This window comes from Chitinophaga sp. GbtcB8, assembly GCF_019091455.1.
Taxonomy (GTDB): domain Bacteria; phylum Bacteroidota; class Bacteroidia; order Chitinophagales; family Chitinophagaceae; genus Chitinophaga.
Genome location: NZ_JAGXJN010000040.1, coordinates 19100 through 38419, shown reverse-complemented (window position 1 = coordinate 38419; position 19320 = coordinate 19100). Strand labels below are relative to the sequence as shown.

The following is a 19320-nucleotide window of genomic DNA, read 5'->3' as shown; positions in this document are numbered from 1 at the left end:
TTCTAAAAATTCCGAACATATGTAAGATCACTGCTGTTATTTCCCCTGATTCTGTAACCATGATAAAGCTTAAAGAAGAACTATGAGAAACATTCTGTTGTTTGGCGCCGGAAAGTCTGCCACCTGCCTGATCGATTATTTGGTAAACAATGCACCCAGGCAGAAATGGCATGTAACGGTAGTGGACCATGACTTAATGTTAATAAAAGCCAAAACCGGGAAATCCTATTACGTTACGCCCGCAGCTATTGATGTAAAGGACCAGGATGCACGCCAGCCGCTGATTACGGAAGCCGACCTGGTAATTTCCCTGTTGCCCCCTGCCCTGCACATACTGGTAGCCCGCGACTGTCTTCAATTTAAAAAACACCTGCTCACCGCATCCTATATTGATCCGGAAGTACGCAAGCTGGAAAAAGAGATTGAGCAGGCCGGCCTGCTGTTCATGTACGAGATGGGCTTAGACCCCGGCATTGATCATATGTCGGCCATGAAAGTGATCCATTCCATTGAAAAGAAAGGCGGGCTTATTTATTCATTCCGCTCTTACTGCGGCGGGCTCATTTCCCCGGAAAGCAATGATAACGCATGGCAGTACAAAATATCCTGGAACGCCCGTAACATAGTGCTGGCAGGCCAGGCAGGCGCTACCTACCGTGATAAAGGCAAGGTGAAGGAGCTGAGCCACGAACAACTTTTTGATCAGTCCAAAACCATACAGATCCCCGGCCTGGGCAAGCTGGCATATTATCCTAACCGGGATTCACTGGCCTACATGTCCTCCTACCACCTGGAGAACATTCCCACTTTTATGCGGGCCACGCTGCGTTATCCTGATTTTTGCGAAGGCTGGAGCGCAGTGATAAAGCTGGGCCTTACAGACGATACCCGCAAGCTGCAAACAGACCACCTCACCTATTTCAAATGGGCCACCCAGCATGTGAAAATAGATAAGCAGCTAAGCAATGAGGAGAACATGGCGCAATACCTGAATGTAAGCAGTAAATCCAAGATCCTACGGCAGCTGAAATACCTGGGATTATTGAATGGCGATTTAATAAATTTGGGAGAACAAACGAATGCTGCTATCTTGCAGCACATTATGGAAGCGCGCCTCATCATGCAGCCCAGTGATAAGGATATGATAGTGATGATGCATGAGATAGAATTTGAACGGCGCAACATGGCCACGCGGATGCACAGCTATATGATTGTGCAGGGCGAAGATAGCTTACGGACGGCCATGGCAAAAACGGTAGGGCTCCCCCTGGGTATTATGGCTAAGCTAATGCTGCAGGAAAAGATCACCGTTACGGGCCTCCAGATCCCCACGATGCCCGAAGTTTATAATCCAGTACTAAAAGAACTCGAAGAATTCGATATCCGTTTTGAAGAGAGTTTTGAATAGATAGAAAGTCTTTTTTTCCTATGATGAACTCTCCGTTTGATAATGAAGTCCTGCCGAAAGGCGGGACTTTTTATTTTATATAATTTCAGTACTTTAGGATCAATATCCGTATGCCCTCATGAAAACCGGTACTAACGAAACTTCCTCCGCTACAAAGGCTATAGCCCATGAAACTGCTGCCAGGGCGCATGAACAGCCACCAAATGTAAAACAGTTAAAAGCTTACCAGCAAATGGCTGATAACAGCCGGCGTGTACAGGCGCAGGCGCAATTGCAGGCTGCTGCTAACCGGAATGCAGCTACAGCGCAAAAAGGGCCGGCCATTGTGCAGCGTACCGCTGTTTATGTTTCTTTTGACCCTGCAAAACCACCAGAGCTGGTGCCCGGTACAACTGAGGAGAATAGTGCCCTGTTCTTTAATGCCCTGCGGGACAAGACAAAATATACACCGGAGAAGATGCGGGAAATTGCCACCTGGATGAGCCGTCCGACCGCCAGCAAATGGGATAAGAGCATGGCGGCCTTCCTGGGTGGAGGCGAAGAAGAGGAAGAAGACGACGGCGGCCAGGAGAATGTTGCAGCACCGGAACTGCTTTCAGAAGAAGAAGATATCATCGCAACAACCACTACCAGCACTTCCCTCCCCACAGCCAGTGAAAGCGGAAGCGATACATCGGACCGCGGTGAAGCCCCGAGCAGGAAAAGGAACAGGAGCAACAGCAGCAGCAGCAAACGCAAAAAAGGCAGATCAAAAGAGCGCCAGAAAAAGAAAGCAAAGGTTAAAAAGAAAACAAAAGATAGTTCCGAAGAGGAAGAAGTGGACGCAGTTGCAAGCGGCGAAACAAAAGAAGAGAAAAAAGGGAAAGCAGCAGCCACGCCGGATGTTGAATGGGATATTAAAATTTCTGCAGGTAAATTATTCTACGACGAGGGAGGTAAAAAATGGTGGGTAAAAGTAGGCGCCTACTATTACGGTATTATGAATGTGGCTGCCATTGCCGGGAAATTACTGGACGGACAAAGAGCAACTTATATAAAACCGCTTCAAAACTACGGCCCCGCGGCGAAGGCATTGAAAAACCAGTTTGACGAATGGGGCGTATTAGTAATTACGATCGGCGGTGCTGCCGTAAGCAGAACATTGCCGGCTGAACAAACGGAAGGCATCATTGCTTTACAGGAAACTGCCAGGGAAGCCGGGGAAAAATATACCGCTGACAGGGCCAGTGGCTTAAAAACCTACAGGCCCTCATTGCTGGAGGAGAAATATGCCGTAAAGTGGAAGCAGCCTGCGCTTAGCATCAAAGGCACCACCCATGACCGCACCATGATAAAGACTATGGATATTCGCTATCAGCCAACCGGCGCCCGCCGCTCCTTACCCCTGGAGGGCGAAGCCTTACACGACGCATTATATGAGCCGGAAAGCTTACATGGGAATGGCATTAACGCCCGTTTTAGCCTGGTATACCTGGATGGTGGTGAATTAAAGCTGGCCACCGGCGTAACCCTTTTCTTCGGTAGCGGAAAAACCACGTCGTCTGTTGATAAAAAGCATAAGAAGGCCGATAAAATTGCCACCATGCTGGTAAACAGCGGGCAAATAGGTAGTGTAGATGAATATGATGATGGTCACCATGCGCATAGCGAGCAAGACATGATCGTATACCTGAGCAAGAACCTGGGCATATTTGATGGGCAGCTGGCCGCGCTTGCAGGCAAAACTGTTAGCATAGTGGCTTTAGTGCTGGATATGTATTCTAACCCCAACACCGTATGTGAACATTGCCACCCTTCCCTGAATACCTTTTTCACCACCACCAACTGGAAGGCAAAGATCACTAAAAGACTGCAGGCCGGCGCCGGACCGGGGGTAACGGTCAGCGCACCGGATGTAGTTATACGCGTATCCTCCAGTAAATCATTTTCCGCTTCCGCCACAGCAGCTATCCCTAAAGCAAAGGCAACCCATACGGTAAGGCAGGGCGAACATGACATTAACTTTATTGAAAGAACACCTTTTAATAAACGCCATTACTAACCGGCGTTATTACGCCAGCAACTTTATCAGCTCCGCTACCCCTTCTGTAGCCGGCTTCTCAATACAATGCAGCTCCTGTATATTACTTACTGCAGGTATGCTTTTATCGATCACATATTTAGGTACATTGGGCCCCACATAATCCAGCAGCCCTGCTGCCGGGTATACGTTCAGAGACGTGCCCACCACTACAAAAATATCTGCCTGTAACACTTCTTTCAGCGCCACCTCTATCATGGGCACGGCTTCGCCAAACCATACAATGTGCGGGCGTAGCTGTCCGCCGTCAGCAGCCAGGTCGCCCAGTTTTATATCTTCTGTAATGGGGTAAATGCGTTCCTCATCCAGCACGCTGCGCATCTGGAAGATCTGCCCATGCAGGTGCAGCACATGCCGGGAGCCGGCCCGCTCATGCAGGTCGTCAATATTCTGGGTTATAATACGTACATCATATTTATCCTGCAGCTGCGCCAGGCCAAGGTGGGCCGCATTGGGCTGCGCGGTGCTTACATCTTTACGGCGCAGGTTGTAAAACTCCAGCACCAGGGCCGGGTTCTTTTGCCAGCCCTGGGGAGAGGCCACTTCATAAATATCATATTCTTCCCACAGGCCATTGCTGTCCCGGAAGGTCTTGATCCCGCTTTCCGCGCTTATGCCGGCGCCGGAAAGCACTACCAGTCGTGGTTTCATATCTTCTTATTTAAGGGTTACAAGTTATTTAATTTACCGCTTTTTTGAGGGCTCTTTAGGCCCAATGTGCATAATATATGGGTTACAGATATATATTTGCACAAAATCAACATAGCACCTTGCGTACTTCCCATTATTTTCTTTACTGTACCCTGCTGTTGCTGGTCCCCTGCTGCCTGATGGCACAGGACAAAGACAGCACAAAAGTTGCTAAAGACAGCTTACCGGCGTTTGGCAACACCCCTAAGCTGGATACTGCTACCAACGTTACCCAGGACAGCGTGATCCGCTACCGTGTGAATGGCACTTACCTGAAAAGTATTATCCAGGACCTGGGGTACACCGCCAGCCGCCCTTTTCACTGGCAGGGCCGCGACTTTGCAAAGTTTGGTGTGGTAATGGGTACAGCAGGTTTGCTGATGGCGGGTGATTATGAGATCAAACAATTCATTCAACGCAACCGCAGCAGCGGGCTTACTAAAGTTACAAACCAGATAGAACCTTTCGGTAACGCCTACTCGCCCTACCTCATTGGGGTGCTGTACCTCACCGGCGTGGTAGCCAAAAACCGGAACCTGGAGCATGCCTCCCTCATGGCGGCCAAATCCCTGCTGATATCAACAGCGTTATATACCACGGCCAAGATCATTATCCGCAGGCAGCGGCCTACCACCACCGATCATCCTTTCAGCTACAGCGCTCCCTTTAATGGTGATAAACGTTTCACCTCCTTCCCTTCCGGGCATATGCTTACTGTAACCTCCGTGGCTACTGCATTTGCTGAGATCTATGGAAAAGATTATCCCTGGGTGCCCTGGGCCGCCTATGGCCTGGCTACCCTAACCGGCGCTACACGCATGTACCAGAACCGCCACTGGAGCAGCGATGTATGGATAGGCGCTTCACTGGGCTGGTTTGTAACCAGGACCGTTATCAGGAGCCAGCGCCGTCACTCTGTAAAAAAGGGTACTTATAGTCTACAGGTGGTACCATAGTTTCCTTAATGGTGCGGGCGCTTAACCAGCGGTACAGGTTTAACATAGAGCCTGCCTTATCGTTGGTGCCGGAAGCCCTGGCGCCGCCAAAAGGCTGCTGCCCTACTACTGCGCCGGTAGGTTTATCGTTAATGTAAAAGTTGCCTGCGCTGTTCACCAGCTTTTTGGTGGCCAGGTCTATTGCATAACGGTCCTGCGCAATAATGGAACCGGTAAGCGCGTAATCAGAAGTAGTATCAACTAAGGTTAATGTTTCTTCAAATTTATCAGCATCGTACGTGTAGATCGTTAACACGGGGCCAAAGATCTCCTCACACATAGTTTTGTATTTGGGATCAGTGGTTACGATCACAGTAGGCTCAATAAAATAACCCTCAGCTTTGTTGTAGTTGCCGCCGGCAATGATCTTTGCTTTGGGATCTTTTTTTGCATTATCTATATAAGCTGCGATCTTATAAAAGGAATGTTCGTCGATCACTGCGTTGATGAAGTTGCCGAAATCCTCTACTGTACCCATTTTCATGGTGCCCAGCATAGTAGCCAGCTTTTGCTGCACTTCTTCTGAAATGTTGGAAGGCAGGTACGCGCGGGAAGCAGCGGAACATTTTTGTCCCTGGTATTCAAAAGCGCCGCGGGCCAGTGCAGTTACCACCACATCTACCAGCGCAGACTTGTGAGCCAGCACAAAATCCTTACCACCGGTTTCACCTACTATGCGCGGGTAAGCGCGGTATTTATGAATGTTGGTGCCGATGGTCTTCCACATTTGCTGGAACACACCGGTTGAGCCGGTGAAGTGAATACCTGCAAACTCGCGGTGGTTAAAACATACCTCTCCTAATACGGGGCCTTCCGGATATACCAGGTTAATTACACCGGCAGGTAAGCCGGCTTCTATTAAGATCTGCATAAACACGCTGGATGCAAATACCTGCGTATCTGCAGGTTTCCATACCACCACATTGCCGCACATAGCAGCTACAGATGGCAGGTTACCGGCAATGGCGGTAAAGTTGAACGGCGTTACAGCCAGCACAAAACCTTCCAGCGGGCGGTACTCTGTTCTGTTATGTACGCCTGCGGAGCTTACCGGTTGCTGTTTATATATTTCGCTTAAGTAGTGTACATTAAAACGCAGGAAGTCTATGAGCTCACAGGCGCTGTCTATTTCTGCCTGGTAAGCATTTTTGCTTTGCCCCAGCATGGTAGCGCCATTCATATGATAGCGGTACCTGGTGGCCATCAGCTCTGCAGCGCGCAGGAAAATGGAAGCGCGTTGTTCCCAGGGAGTATCAGCCCATTGGGCACGTGCGGCCAAAGCTGCGTCTATAGCGGATTGCACGTGGCTGGCATCGCCCCTGTGGAACTGGCCCAGCTTATGTTTTATTTCATGCGGCGGGCGTATGTCTACCGTTTTATCGGTACGCACTTCCTGGCCGTTAATATACATGGGAATATCTGCAGGTGCGGCTTTGAATGCAGCCAGCTGCTTTTTTAATGCGGCCCTTTCGGGAGAACCGGGTGCATAATTATATACCGGTTCATTATGGGGCGCTGCAAATTGAAAATAGGCGTTATGCATCCTAAATAAGTTTGTGGTTTACGATTTTGTTGTAATTAAGAATGTAAAATCGCAAATGTAAAATTTCAAATGCAAAAGTATAATGCATCGAAGATTACATTCGCTGCATTATACTTTTACATTTGTCATTTATGATCTTACATTTTACATTTTCCCAGTCTACGCTTCCTCCTTCGCCATCATCAGGTACGCTTTAATAAATCCGCCCAGCTCTCCATCCATAACCGGCTGCACGTTACCAACCTCAAAATCGGTGCGGTGGTCTTTGATTATTTTATACGGATGGAATACATAGGAGCGGATCTGCGATCCCCATTCAATTTTGCGTTTGTTGGCGTTGGCAGCGTTCTTCATCTCTTCCTGCTTGCGTATCTCCTCTTCGTACAGGCGTGACTTTAACATGGTGAGGGCCTTTTCGCGGTTCTCCCCTTGTGTACGCGCCTGCTGGCATTCTATAATAATACCGGAGGGTATGTGCTTTAAACGTACGGCAGTTTCTACCTTGTTCACGTTCTGACCACCCTTACCTCCTGAACGGTAAAATTCCCATTCCAGGTCAGCGGGGTTTACAGCTATCTCTATCGTATCATCCACCAACGGATATACGAAAACAGATGCAAAGGAGGTATGCCTGCGGGCATTGGCATCAAAGGGCGAGATGCGCACCAGCCGGTGCACGCCGCTTTCTGCTTTCAGCTGTCCGTAGGCAAAGTCCCCGTCAAACTCCAGGGTAGCAGATTTAATGCCGGCGCCATCGCCGTACTGCACATCAATTTCAGATACTTTCCAACCCTGCTTTTCGCCATACATACGGTACATACGCAACAGCATTTCCGCCCAATCCTGGCTTTCGGTGCCACCGGCGCCGGAATTGATGGTTAATACTGCCGGCATCTCATCTTCCGGCTGGTTCAGGGTGGATTTAAATTCCAGCTCATCCAGGTCAGCAAGGGCCTTCTGATAGGCGTCCTGTACTTCTTCTTCTTTGGCCTCCCCTTCTTTCTGGAAATCATTCAATACACTGCTGTCCTCTATGGCGGTTTGCACCTTATCATAGAGGTCTACCCAGAATTTATTGACCTTAATTTCTTTGAGAATGGAAGTTGCCCGGGCATTGTCGTCCCAAAAGCCGGGCGCCAGGGTAAGCTGTTTATCATTTTCTATTTTGGCTATGCGGTCCGGGACGTTAAAGAAAACCTCCCAGGACGTGGAGACGGTCCCTCATAGCTTTAAGTTGCTCTGCTGTCATAAGGTCGCAAATGTAAGCAAAAAGTGCGAATGTGGGAAGGGTGTTGTATATTAGCTTTAGCATAATATTTGTATATTTTTTAACACTGTTTCCTTCTGATGTTCGAAAACCTAACTATGCTATGGCAGCCGATGAAACCCTGCATTATAAGAACCAATCGATCTTTCATGCCATTGGGTTTATACTGGTCATAGGTGTTAATTTCCTGGCAGTGAGGATGCCTATTAACGGCATGCATACAAGCGAGATCGCAGAAAAATATGCGCATCTGCTGCTGCCGGCAACTGTAACGCTGAATGTTTGGGGCGCTATTTACCTGGCGCTGTTTGCTTTTGTTGTGTACCAGCTGTGGCTGGCTTTCTGGGGAGATTATCCACAGGAGCTCACCAGGCTGATGACGCATATGCGGTACTGGTGGCTGATCGGCTGCGTAGCCAATGCCGGCTGGTTCTTTGCCTGGCATTATGAGCTGCTGCCGCTTTCCCTGTTACTGAAGCTGGTGCTGCTGGTATCCCTTATTGCCATCCACTATAATTTTTCCATTGGCCATACGCACGTTTCCAAGCGTGAAAAGCTGCTGCTGCAATTTCCCTTTAGCCTGTACCTGGGCTGGATCAGCTTTTCCACCCTGGCAAATATTGAAACGCTGATGGTGTACTGGGGCTGGAACGGGCAGCTCATTGGCATGGTTACCTGGACGGTATTAATGGTTGGCCTCCTGGCAGGGTTTGGCGCCTATATGGTTTTACAACATCATAATATAATATATGGCGTGGTAATCATTTGGTCGTTAACCGGTATTATTATTAAAAGAAAAACTGCAGAGGGGCTGCCGGTACCAGCCCTTACCACCGCCTGTTATATTGCCATTGTGCTGATAACCGGCACTATTGGCTGGTACTTCTATAAACGGAAAAAGGATTTACAATCGCAGTGATTTTAGATTTACCCCTCCGGAAAATGCCATGGACTATCGACTATGGGCCATGGACTTTTTAATCTAAAATGTAAGAACTACTTTTGAGGCTCAAATCACCTCACTATGTTTCCATCGACGAATCCGACTACGACGAAAGCCTGGCAACAGTTGCAGCAGCACGCCGCCAGCATGAAGCAGGTACATATGCGCCAGCTCTTTGCTGAAGACGCACAGCGTTTCGAAAAATTCTCCCTGCGGTTTGAAGATATACTGTTTGATTATTCCAAGAACCTGGTAACGGAGGAAACGCGCACCAAACTGCTGGAGCTGGCAAAGGAATGCCAGGTAGAGGCAGCTATTAAAGCAATGTTTGGCGCAGAAAAGATCAATGCTACCGAAGGCCGCGCCGTGCTGCATACCGCACTGCGCAATACTTCCAATAAACCAGTAATGCTGGATGGACAGAATGTAATGGATGATGTGAACAAAGTGCTGCAGAAAATGGAGCACTACTGCCAGCAGATCCATTCCGGCGCACAAAAAGGTTACACGGGTAAGCCTATACGTTATATTGTAAACATTGGCATTGGCGGCTCCGGACTGGGCCCGGTAATGGTTACAGAAGCCCTGAAACCGTATTGGGTAAAACGCATACAGCCTTACTTTGTATCGAATGTAGATGGCACCCCTATTGCCGAAACCCTGAAGAAAGTTACCCCGGAAGAAACACTTTTCCTGGCAGCTTCCAAAACCTTTACCACACAGGACACCATGACCAATGCCAACACGGCCCGCGAATGGTTCCTGCAGCACGCAAAGGATGAAAAACATATTGCACTGCACTTTGCAGCACTTTCCACCAACGAAAAAGCAGTAAAGGCTTTTGGTATAGACCCGGTGAATATCTTTGAGTTCTGGGACTGGGTGGGCGGCCCGTATTCCTTATGGTCCGCCATTGGTTTAAGCATAGCCTTAACCATTGGTTTTGGCAACTTCAAAGCCTTGCTGGAAGGCGCTCATGCTGTAGATGAACATTTTACTACTACCCCGTTTGAAAAGAACATACCGGCTATAATGGCGCTGGTAGGTTTATGGTACGGCAACTTCTTTGATGCGGATTCCGAAGCAATATTGCCGTATGATCAGTACATGCACCGCTTTGCAGCTTATTTCCAGCAGGGGAATATGGAAAGCAACGGTAAGTATGTGGATCGTAACGGGCAGCCTGTTCCCTACCAGACCGGCCCTATTGTTTGGGGCGAGCCGGGTACCAACGGGCAGCACGCATTTTACCAGCTTATTCACCAGGGCACTAAGCTCATCCCCTGCGACTTCATTGCGCCGGCCATCAGCCACAATCCGCTGGGCGATCATCATGTAAAGCTGTTATCTAACTTCTTCGCACAAACGGAGGCGCTGATGAATGGTAAAACAGCAGCGGAAGTAAAGGCCGAGCTGGAAAAATCCGGTATGACGGGCGATGCATTGGCTAAGCTGCTGCCATATAAAGTATTTACGGGTAACCGGCCGTCCAATTCTTTTTTGGTAAAAGAAATTACGCCGCGTTCCCTGGGCTCACTCATAGCCCTATACGAACATAAGATCTTTGTACAGGGTGTTATCTGGAACATTTACACCTTTGACCAATGGGGTGTAGAGCTGGGTAAGCAATTAGCTAATAAAATATTACCGGAGCTGGAAAGCAACGATGTTGTTACCGGCCACGATGCCAGCACCAATGGGCTGATCAATGCGTGGAAGAAGATGAAGGCTTAGTCCATGGCCGATGGTCCATGGTCCATTGCATTGAGCGAAAGAGTAATAGAACGAGGAAAAGATAAGATTATAAAACCTCAGGTTTGATGTTACTACGGTAACAAAAGCCTGGGGTTTTTCTTTTGCCGCAGGCAATCAGATTAAGATAAAATTCTCTTTCAGAAAATATATGATATGATCATTTGTAAATAAAAAAAAACCTCCGGAAAAGTCCGGAGGTCATATTCTTGAATAAGAGTAAAAATCTTACCATTTGTCTACATCATCGCTGTGAGAGGCGGCAGCAGCAGCGGGCGCAATGGCCGGCTCTTCTACTTCAACAGGTGAAGGTGCGGGCGCAGCGGCAGCAGCAGTGGCTTCTGCAACTACATCATTACCGTCGTCTTCACCATCTTCTCTCACGTAGTCGTGGTTGTAAGCATCAAAGTCGAAATCAGGCATCAATTCGGTTTTTACATAATTGATGGTTTCGGTTAATGCATTCAGGAATTTGTTGAAGTCTTCTTTGTACAGGAATACTTTGTGCCTGTCGTAACCGTTGTCATTGAAACGTTTTTTGCTTTCTGTAATTGTCAGAAAGTAGTCGTTTCCCCGAGTGGTCTTTACATCAAAGAAGTAAGTTCTTCTTTTACCCGCTTTCAATCGTTTAGAAAAGATGCTATCGTTGTTTCTTTCCTGTTGATTGTTGTTTTCGTACGCCACAGTTGATAGATTTAAGTGTTAACGAATCAATCCAATTTATCAATATTCAATAAGCAACAAATATACTATTGTTTTACAAATATCAAAATAATTTTAAATGATTTTGATAAGTGATCAAAAAGAGTTCCCGATAAGGGGCCAGCGGTATATGTAAAAAAATGATTTCTATTCAGTTACAGCTTCCTCCTCCCCGGATTGTTGCCGGGCGTACAGCTCAGCGTAGTAGCCGTTTAATGTCATTAATTGTTCATGCGTTCCCGTTTCTACGATCCGGCCTTCGTCCAGAACGATTATTTTATCAAACTCAAACAGCGCAAAGATGCGGTGTGTTATAATAATAGCAGTCTTATCTTTCAGATAGGCGTACAGGTTACCAATGATCTCTTTTTCCGTGCGGGCATCTACCGCCGACAGGCAATCGTCAAAAACCAGGATGTTGGGATCCATGATCAGCGCCCGTGCAATGGAGATGCGCTGCTTCTGGCCACCGCTCAGGGTTACACCCCGCTCCCCTATCATGGTATCAAAACCTTCATTGAAATTCAGGATATCCTTTTCCACAGAGGCCTGGCGGGCTGCCTGTTTTACGGCTTCCAGGTTAGCGGCCGGCGCGCCGAACCGGATATTGTTCGTAATGTTATCTGAGAACAGGAACACATCCTGCGGTACATAGCTGATCTGGCCGCGCAGGCTGTCCAGCCGCAGGTCACGGATATCATGGCCGTCTAACAGCACCCTGCCCTGCTGCGGATCGTACATGCGTAACAGTAGCTGCGCCAGGGTAGACTTACCGGAACCTGTACGGCCTATAATGGCTACTTTTTGTCCGGATTCAATCGTCAGCTCAAAATCTTTAATAGCCTGGATACCTGTATGAGGGTACGTAAAAGACACCTTATCAAAACGGATGCTGCCTTTTAGTGGTATGGCCTGTGCGTTCTCTTTATTCTTAATAGTGGGCTCCAGCTGCAGGAACTCATTAATACGCTGCTGCGATGCAGCGGCGCGCTGGATCATGGAGGCTACCCATCCTATGGAAAAGAACGGGAATATGAGCATGTTCACATAGATCACAAACTCCGCCAGGTTACCTACGGTAATATTACCATGTATCACCTGTATGCCCCCGATAAAAATGGTGAGTATAACACTCAGGCCTATCATGAGCGACATGGCAGGCTGGTACAGGGCATCTGTTTTGGCAAGGCTTACAGAGCTCTGCTTGTATTCTTCACTGGCCTGTGCAAAGTGCTGCGCCGTGGCATCTTCCTGCACATATGATTTTATTACACGGATGCCGGAATAAGATTCCTGTGCAATGGAGGTTAAGTTGGAGAGCTGCGCCTGTATACGTTCACTTTTACGGTGAATGATGCGGTTCACATAATAAATGGTGAGCGCCAGCACCGGCAGGGGCGATAATGTATATAAGGTAAGGGTGAAGTTCACCTTTACCATCAGGTACACGATCATTACCAGCATCAGAATGGTGCGGGCGGCATACATTATGGCCGGCCCTACGTACATGCGCACCCGTGATACATCTTCCGTAATACGGCTCATCATATCGCCGGTGCGGTGCATTTTAAAGAAGTTGAGGTCCAGCCGCTGGTATTGCTGGTAAATATCGTTCTTGAGGTCGTATTCAATATGGCGGCTCATTACAATCAGCGTTTGCCGCTGCAGGAACATGAAAAAGCCGCTCAGTAAAGCAGAGAGTAAAATGGTAACGCCGTAAAAGGCCAGCACGCGGGTAAAGTCGGAACGGAATACGCCTTTGATACCGGTGTCGCTGATCATGCGGTAGTTATCCAGGTTTTGCGCCAGCAGGTCAAAGATCTGCCGAACCATTACGGGTTGAAAAATGCTGAATACAATGGAAATAGAAGTGAACAGCAGCCCGAGTATGAACAACCATTTATATTTTACAAAGTATATATTCAGCGCTGCGAGGTGCTTCATCCTTGTAATTAATAATTAAGGATTAATAATTAATAGATTAACGTTTGTTACTTGTCAGGATTACAGGTTTCCGGTTACAGGTTTCGCGTGTACAAAGGTAATTAAAAAGCAGAAAGCGAAAAGCAGAAAGCATAAAGCTTTCCACCTTTTACTTTCTGCTTTAAGCTTTCTGCGTTAAGCGTTAAGCTTTATGCTTTCCGCTTTATGCTTTCTTAAGCGACTCGATAATTTTCTTTTCTATATCCGCAGGGCTTACATCTTCTTTTACGAATTTTTGCCCCGTGATATTTTCAAACAGCTCTATGTAACGGTCGCTTACGCTTTTTACAAAAGCTTCGTCCATTTCCGGCACCTGCTGGCCATCTTTGCCCTGGAAACCTTTTTCCATCAGCCATTCCCGTACAAACTCTTTACTCAGCTGCTTCTGCGCTTTGCCGGCTTTCTGGTTTTCCTCGTAGCCTTCTGCGTAGAAGTAACGGGAAGAGTCCGGGGTATGCACTTCATCAATTACATAAATGGTATCGCCGATCTTGCCAAACTCGTACTTGGTATCTACCAGTATCAGGCCGCGTTTGGCTGCCAGCTGCTTGCCGCGCTCAAATAATGCCAGCGTATATTTTTCCAGCTGGGCATACTCCTTTTCACTTACCAGGCCCTGTGTTATGATCTCCTCACGGCTAATGTCCTCATCTTGCCCTTCATGCGCTTTGGTAGTGGGCGTAATAATAGGTGTGGGAAAGAAATCATTTTCTTTCATGCCTTCGGGCATCTGTACACCGCATAATTCGCGTTTGCCGCTTTTATACGTTCTCCAGGCATGGCCGGTAAGGTTACCACGTACTACCATTTCTACGGGAAAGGTTTCACATTTCAACCCGATAGTTACATTTGGCAAAGGCACAGACTTAACCCAGTTTGGCACAATGTCTTTGGTGGCTTCCAGCATAATGGCGGCTACCTGGTTCAAAACCTGTCCTTTGTAAGGAATGGGCTTAGGCAGTACTACGTCAAAAGCAGAAATACGGTCGCTTACCAGCATTACCATCAGCTGGTCATTAATGGTATATACGTCGCGTACCTTGCCTTTATAGAAGGCTGTTTGTCCCGGAAATTTGAAATCAGATGTAAGCATCAGTAAGAAAAATTATAAATTAACTGAAATGAATGGTTTACGTAAACTAACGATGCGCAAAAATACAGCCTGGAAGCTATAAAATACCGTTACCCATAAAAAAAGTCCCCACATGCAGCCAACAAAATACCCACAATGCCTCCTCCTTTTATCCGGTTAGCCCGGAAAAAATTTACACATCACATATCATATATAATATATGATGATTTAAAATTAGTTATCATCTGAAAATGATGTTAATACGTGATGTTAATTATTAATAGAATAAAAAATCTTATATTAATTATTAGTATTTATTAAAAATTCGTAATTTGAGACGTGATTCAACTATGACCCAGAACCTAAGCAGGTATTCGCTTTTGCTACATATCGGGCTGATAATCACCGGTTGTGCACAAGGCCAATCGAGCCAAAATGGCCATATGGATTTTGAGAAATATGACCCGGTTTCCACCCTGAAGGTGCCGGAACATATCCTCACCAGGGCCAAATATCCATTCATTGATGTACACAATCATCAGTGGAATATGGGTAGCCAGGACCTGGGGGCGCTCGTAAAAGAAATGGACGCCCTTCATATGCAGGTAATGGTGAATTTAAGCGGCGGCAATGGCAGCCAGCTTAAACAACAGGCAGACAATATCAGGGAACATGCGCCAAAGCGGTTCATTGTGTTTGCCAACATTGACTTTGACGGCATCGGGCAGCCGGGCTGGACCCAAAAAGCGGTACAGCAGCTGGAGCAGGATGTTAAGAACGGAGCCAATGGACTGAAGATCTTTAAAACGCTGGGGCTGAGTGTGAAGGATAACAGTGGTAAACGGGTACCGATAGATGATCCGCGGCTGGATGCCATCTGGGACAAATGCGGTGAGCTGAAGATACCCGTACTGATCCATGCGGCAGACCCTGCACCTTTCTGGGAGCCGATGGATGAAAAAAATGAGCGCTGGCTGGAGCTGGCCTCCCACCCCGGCAGGCAAAGAGGTCCTAAAAATCCCGCGCCCTGGGCACAGATCATTGAGGAACAGCACAGGATGTTTAAAAAACATCCGAAAACCACCTTCATTAACGCCCACTTTGGCTGGTATGCAAATGACCTGGCAAAACTGGCGGAGCTGATGGAGGAGATACCTAATATGCATGTGGAGTTTGGAGCAGTGATAGCGGAGCTGGGGCGGCAGCCCATTATGGCCCGCACGTTCTTTGAAAAATACCAGGACCGCATCCTTTTCGGGAAAGATTCCTGGGTGCCATCGGAATACGCTACTTACTTCCGTGTGCTGGAAACAGCGGATGAGTACTTTCCGTACCATAAAAAATATCATGCGTTCTGGCGGATGTATGGAATGCAGCTGCCAGACGGGATCTTAAAGAAGATCTATTATAAAAATGCATTGAAGATCATTCCGGGGATTGACAAAAGCGGATTTCCGGATTAAGAAACACTTAAACTCTAAAGCTATGGAAAAGCTTGCCGAACACACCGACTTACCAGGAAAACATGAAAGAAGCATCAACAATTCTAATTCAATAAAACAACGACCTATGAAGAAGCAATTCTTAGGAGCAGCCGTACTGTTAATTATGGCGCTAGGCTGTTCTCTGCAATCTAAGGCGTCCAACGACACCGTTTATTACAAGAATGGTGCTATCCGTTTTATTATCAACAAAGGGGACAATGGTACAAACACCTTTGTGCAGTTGAACGGAGAAGGCGGCGAGAACCTGATGAAACCAGGCCGCTGGTCTTACAATTATTTTGACAGCCGTCAGATCCAACACGGGTACACCATCCAGGACAACACCGTGGCTGACGCATACTGGATCCGCCAGCGTAATGGCAAGCCTGATACAGTATTTACTACCATCACTTACTCACAGGAGCAGCAACAACAGCTGGCTGATGCTACTGCCTCCCTGTACGCTAACCTGAAGTATCCTTTCAAAGCTAAGGAGAATGGCGTTAACGGTACAGTGTATGTATCTTTTGTAGTAAACAGTGACGGCAAGATCAGCGAACTGGAGCCTATGACCAAACTGGGTTATGGCCTGGAAGATGCTGCCGTAGATGCTGCCAAACAACTGAAGTTTACGCCGGTTGCGTATAACGGACGTATTGTAAGCATGTACTTTGAGCTGCCGGTTAAGTTCCTGTTACAACAACAGTAATAGCACTTTCCAGGGGCCTGTTACCGAAAGGCGTTCCGGGTTCCCGCGGCTATTTTTATTATTGTTTTGAATGTGATGTTGTTGCCTGCTTGTCCAGGGTATATGATGTCTGTTTTCGTGAGCACGGGCTCTCTGTATTTGATCAGTTTATGACAGTTACTTTTTAAAAGTTTCGTTTCGTTTTAAATTAAGAGATCAAAGGACACACAGTTTTCATTTTTACTGCTGATCGTACAGAAAGCCGGCATTGTTGCATCATACGGGGACAAACACTATCTACCAGCATTGTACCGGATCCGGTACCGGGATATTTATGGCCTGTAAAAACCAAAAGGGTGTACCATACAGTTAGTCATTCATACCTGTGCAACAGCAACACATTCTTTCAATAATGCTTTTGCGCCTTTCAAACAGATCTGTACTTAATATTACTACCGGCAGCTGTACCAGTTACCGGCCAGGGACTGATCTGCTCTATTTTTTTTGTTTGGTTTTATTGTACGTGGGGAGTGTGGAATGCGGGTTGTTACAATGGTAACAAACGGGCAGCTTTGCCGGTTGCGTGCAGCCGGATCAGGTTTTGGATGTATTCATTTTCGGGGTACTGCGTAAGGAAATCCTTTAGCTGGTCACTACCGGTAACGGCTACATCCCGGGGAAGGTATCCCATTCCGTAAAAGCGCCCTTTTTCCATCAGTATACAGCTCTGTTCATCAACCCCTCTCCCATGACCTATAATTACAAATGACGGCTGTTGCTGTTGCAACCAGTCTATGGCTTCCTGCACCCTGTTATTATACAAGGCTGCGGGTTCTTTTTTTTCACAGGCGCCACGGCAGGTATGCTCCTGCAGCGGTAAACAGGCGCCATTCCCCTTTTGCAGAAAACACAGCCTGGGACACAGATCAAACTTCCGGATCAGGTTCCGCAGCAGCTGATGCCCTTCTACCAGCAATTTAAATACATGAAGGGGGTTGGAATACTTACGCCGCTTTTCAATAGCCAGGCGTAAATACCCGTCCTGGTCCTCAAAAGTGTAAAAGCCGTAGTTGAACTCCACATGCTTCTGGGCATAATTATATACCGGCCATAACCGCTTTATCTCCACAGATTCCAGGATCTCCGCCATTAACTCCGTACCGGTTATTTCATAGCTGATGCTGTAAATATTACGCAGGAACTCCTGGCGCTTGCGCCCGGCATTGTTGCCCGTAAAATGGCTGTTCACCCGCTTGCGCAGGTTGCGCGCCTTGCCTACATACACCACCTTCCCTTTTTGATCGTGAAAATAATATACGCCAGGGTTGGCAGGCAGCTGTTTTACCTGCTCCGGCGGCAGGTTGGGCGGCAGGAACTGCTCTTTGGAGCCTGCCTTAAGAGCGCCGGCTATAGCCTGCTCTGTATCCCGCAGCAGCAGCATCTCAAATAAACGTACGGTGGCAGCCGCATCGCCGGCAGCGCGGTGGCGCTGTAATACGGGGATCTCCAGGGAGCGGCACAGGTTACCCAGGCTGTACGATGGCAGGCCCGGGATGATCTTACGCCCCAGGCGTACCGTGCAAAGCTTTTTACACTTCAGCTCATACCCATGGGTAGCCAGCTGATGCTGTAAAAAAGAATAATCGAAATTAACGTTGTGGGCTACGAAGATCTTATCGTGCAGCAGGCCGTAAATATTTTCCGCCAGGTCTTCAAAACCAGGCGCTTCCGCCACCATTTCATCTGTAATACCGGTGAGCGACTGTACATAATACGGAATGGGCATGCGCGGATTTACCAGGGTATGGTACTCCTGCACCACCTGCAGGCCATCGTACACAAAAATGGCTACTTCCGTAATGGCATTGGCGCTGGCATGGCCGCCGGTGGTTTCTATGTCAACAATGGCATACATTTTCGTGAAATTACGAATAAAGGCGGAATGCTTAATGCCGAACGCAAAAAGCGGAACGCTAAAATGCAGCGTATGATGTGCTCAGCGTTAAGCATTCAGCATTTTGCGTTTTGCATTCACTGTTTTGCGTTCGTCATTTAGCCTGATAATTCGTAATTTCCCCAGGCACTAAACTTATCACTTAAAACTACTTTCATATGGCAGTCTCCAAATGGGTCCTGGACCCGGCACACAGCTCGATAGGATTTAAAATTAAACACCTGATGATTTCCAGCGTTTCCGGCCACTTTAATAAGTTCAGCCTGGAAGCGGAAACAGAAGAGGAGGATTTTACTACGGCTAAAGCCATTTTTACGGCAGACACCGCATCAGTATCCACCGGCAATGATGACCGGGACCGGCACCTGCGCTCACCGGAGTTCTTTGACGATCACGCTTTCCCCAAGATCACCTTTGTGCCGAAGAAATTTGAGTCCGTGGATAACGACGGATCTTATAATGTAACCGGCGACCTCACCATCCGCGATGTAACGAAGTCAATAACCGTAGGTGTGGAATTTGGCGGCGTGGTAAAAGATCCCTGGGGAAATACTAAAGCCGGTTTTACGGTAAGCGGTAAAATTAACCGGAAAGATTTTGGACTGAACTGGAGCGCCGTAACCGAAGCCGGTGGCCTGGTTGTAGGCGACGATGTACGGATCCATTGCGAGATAGAGTTGGCGAAACAGTAGTGTGGCCCGGAGGCCACAATCAAGCATAAACAAAAGGCCACGGTCAGCAGACTATGGCCTTTTGTTT

Annotated in this window: 15 protein-coding genes; 8 read left to right on the top strand and 7 right to left on the bottom strand. The window is 47.6% G+C overall.

Annotation, left to right across the window (positions count from 1 at the left end):
* Nucleotides 1-82: 82 nt before the first annotated feature.
* Both KVT36_RS26420 and KVT36_RS26415 read left to right on the top strand, forming a co-directional pair.
* On the top strand, nt 83-1408 hold the full coding sequence (locus KVT36_RS26420) for a saccharopine dehydrogenase C-terminal domain-containing protein (RefSeq protein WP_217606449.1): 1326 nt from the start codon (nt 83-85) through the stop codon (nt 1406-1408).
* 118 nt (nt 1409-1526) lie between these two features.
* Nucleotides 1527-3449, top strand: coding sequence for a hypothetical protein (locus KVT36_RS26415; protein WP_217606448.1), 1923 nt, complete (start codon nt 1527-1529; stop codon nt 3447-3449).
* A gap of 9 nt (nt 3450-3458) precedes the next feature.
* Here the strand turns inward: KVT36_RS26415 and KVT36_RS26410 are convergent, their stop codons facing one another.
* On the bottom strand, nt 3459-4139 hold the full coding sequence (locus KVT36_RS26410) for an NAD-dependent deacylase (RefSeq protein ID WP_217606447.1): 681 nt from the start codon (nt 4137-4139) through the stop codon (nt 3459-3461).
* Nucleotides 4140-4258: 119 nt separating this feature from the next.
* On the opposite strand from KVT36_RS26410, the gene KVT36_RS26405 reads away from it, so the two are divergent.
* Nucleotides 4259-5134, top strand: coding sequence for a phosphatase PAP2 family protein (locus tag KVT36_RS26405; protein WP_254640213.1), 876 nt, complete (start codon nt 4259-4261; stop codon nt 5132-5134).
* Here KVT36_RS26405 and pruA read toward each other — a convergent pair.
* Nucleotides 5073-6716, bottom strand: a complete 1644-nt coding sequence (gene pruA, locus KVT36_RS26400) for an L-glutamate gamma-semialdehyde dehydrogenase (RefSeq protein ID WP_217606446.1) — start codon at nt 6714-6716, stop codon at nt 5073-5075. The two genes, KVT36_RS26405 and pruA, sit on opposite strands and share 62 nt — an antisense overlap.
* 159 nt (nt 6717-6875) lie before the next feature.
* Nucleotides 6876-7965, bottom strand: a protein-coding gene (gene prfB, locus KVT36_RS26395) for a peptide chain release factor 2 (protein ID WP_217606445.1) whose coding sequence is annotated in 2 segments (ribosomal slippage) — nt 6876-7904 and nt 7906-7965 — 1089 coding nt in all. Because the reading frame shifts where the segments join, the coding sequence is not laid out codon by codon here.
* Nucleotides 7966-8086: 121 nt separating this feature from the next.
* Here prfB and KVT36_RS26390 point away from each other — a divergent pair.
* A complete protein-coding gene (locus KVT36_RS26390) occupies nt 8087-8902 on the top strand; it encodes a hypothetical protein (protein ID WP_217606444.1) in 816 nt (271 codons plus the stop codon).
* Nucleotides 8903-9007: 105 nt separating this feature from the next.
* Nucleotides 9008-10660, top strand: coding sequence for a glucose-6-phosphate isomerase (gene pgi / locus KVT36_RS26385; protein WP_217606443.1), 1653 nt, complete (start codon nt 9008-9010; stop codon nt 10658-10660).
* Nucleotides 10661-10906: 246 nt separating this feature from the next.
* Here pgi and KVT36_RS26380 read toward each other — a convergent pair whose 3' ends face one another.
* From KVT36_RS26380 to KVT36_RS26370, 3 genes are all read right to left on the bottom strand, one after another.
* Nucleotides 10907-11362 carry a DUF3276 family protein gene (locus tag KVT36_RS26380; RefSeq protein WP_217606442.1) on the bottom strand — a complete coding sequence of 152 codons (456 nt, stop codon included), beginning with the start codon at nt 11360-11362 and terminating at the stop codon, nt 10907-10909.
* 165 nt (nt 11363-11527) lie between these two features.
* Nucleotides 11528-13324 carry an ABC transporter ATP-binding protein gene (locus KVT36_RS26375; protein WP_217606441.1) on the bottom strand — a complete coding sequence of 599 codons (1797 nt, stop codon included), beginning with the start codon at nt 13322-13324 and terminating at the stop codon, nt 11528-11530.
* Nucleotides 13325-13526: 202 nt separating this feature from the next.
* Nucleotides 13527-14456, bottom strand: coding sequence for a phosphoribosylaminoimidazolesuccinocarboxamide synthase (locus tag KVT36_RS26370; RefSeq protein WP_217606440.1), 930 nt, complete (start codon nt 14454-14456; stop codon nt 13527-13529).
* Nucleotides 14457-14878: 422 nt separating this feature from the next.
* On the opposite strand from KVT36_RS26370, the gene KVT36_RS26365 reads away from it, so the two are divergent.
* Together KVT36_RS26365 and KVT36_RS26360 are read left to right on the top strand one after the other, a co-directional pair.
* Nucleotides 14879-15898, top strand: a complete 1020-nt coding sequence (locus KVT36_RS26365; protein WP_254640212.1) for an amidohydrolase family protein — start codon at nt 14879-14881, stop codon at nt 15896-15898.
* A gap of 106 nt (nt 15899-16004) precedes the next feature.
* Nucleotides 16005-16628, top strand: a complete 624-nt coding sequence (locus KVT36_RS26360; protein ID WP_217606438.1) for an energy transducer TonB — start codon at nt 16005-16007, stop codon at nt 16626-16628.
* Between the two features lie 526 nt (nt 16629-17154).
* Here the strand turns inward: KVT36_RS26360 and KVT36_RS26355 are convergent.
* On the bottom strand, nt 17155-18522 hold the full coding sequence (locus KVT36_RS26355; RefSeq protein WP_217606437.1) for an exonuclease domain-containing protein: 1368 nt from the start codon (nt 18520-18522) through the stop codon (nt 17155-17157).
* 197 nt (nt 18523-18719) lie between these two features.
* Here KVT36_RS26355 and KVT36_RS26350 point away from each other — a divergent pair, with 197 nt between their 5' ends.
* Nucleotides 18720-19253 carry a YceI family protein gene (locus KVT36_RS26350; RefSeq protein ID WP_217606436.1) on the top strand — a complete coding sequence of 178 codons (534 nt, stop codon included), beginning with the start codon at nt 18720-18722 and terminating at the stop codon, nt 19251-19253.
* The last annotated feature ends 67 nt before the right edge of the window (nt 19254-19320 follow it).

What these genes read in the sequence shown, in the direction of transcription:
- KVT36_RS26420 (WP_217606449.1), top strand. Translation starts at nt 83, where the DNA reads ATGAGAAACATTCTGTTGTTTGGCGCCGGAAAGTCTGCCACCTGCCTG.
- KVT36_RS26415 (WP_217606448.1), top strand. Translation starts at nt 1,527, where the DNA reads ATGAAAACCGGTACTAACGAAACTTCCTCCGCTACAAAGGCTATAGCC.
- KVT36_RS26410 (WP_217606447.1), bottom strand. Translation starts at nt 4,139, where the DNA reads ATGAAACCACGACTGGTAGTGCTTTCCGGCGCCGGCATAAGCGCGGAA.
- pruA (WP_217606446.1), bottom strand. Translation starts at nt 6,716, where the DNA reads ATGCATAACGCCTATTTTCAATTTGCAGCGCCCCATAATGAACCGGTA.
- KVT36_RS26390 (WP_217606444.1), top strand. Translation starts at nt 8,087, where the DNA reads ATGGCAGCCGATGAAACCCTGCATTATAAGAACCAATCGATCTTTCAT.
- pgi (WP_217606443.1), top strand. Translation starts at nt 9,008, where the DNA reads ATGTTTCCATCGACGAATCCGACTACGACGAAAGCCTGGCAACAGTTG.
- KVT36_RS26375 (WP_217606441.1), bottom strand. Translation starts at nt 13,324, where the DNA reads ATGAAGCACCTCGCAGCGCTGAATATATACTTTGTAAAATATAAATGG.
- KVT36_RS26370 (WP_217606440.1), bottom strand. Translation starts at nt 14,456, where the DNA reads ATGCTTACATCTGATTTCAAATTTCCGGGACAAACAGCCTTCTATAAA.
- KVT36_RS26365 (WP_254640212.1), top strand. Translation starts at nt 14,879, where the DNA reads ATGGATTTTGAGAAATATGACCCGGTTTCCACCCTGAAGGTGCCGGAA.
- KVT36_RS26360 (WP_217606438.1), top strand. Translation starts at nt 16,005, where the DNA reads ATGAAGAAGCAATTCTTAGGAGCAGCCGTACTGTTAATTATGGCGCTA.
- KVT36_RS26355 (WP_217606437.1), bottom strand. Translation starts at nt 18,522, where the DNA reads ATGTATGCCATTGTTGACATAGAAACCACCGGCGGCCATGCCAGCGCC.
- KVT36_RS26350 (WP_217606436.1), top strand. Translation starts at nt 18,720, where the DNA reads ATGGCAGTCTCCAAATGGGTCCTGGACCCGGCACACAGCTCGATAGGA.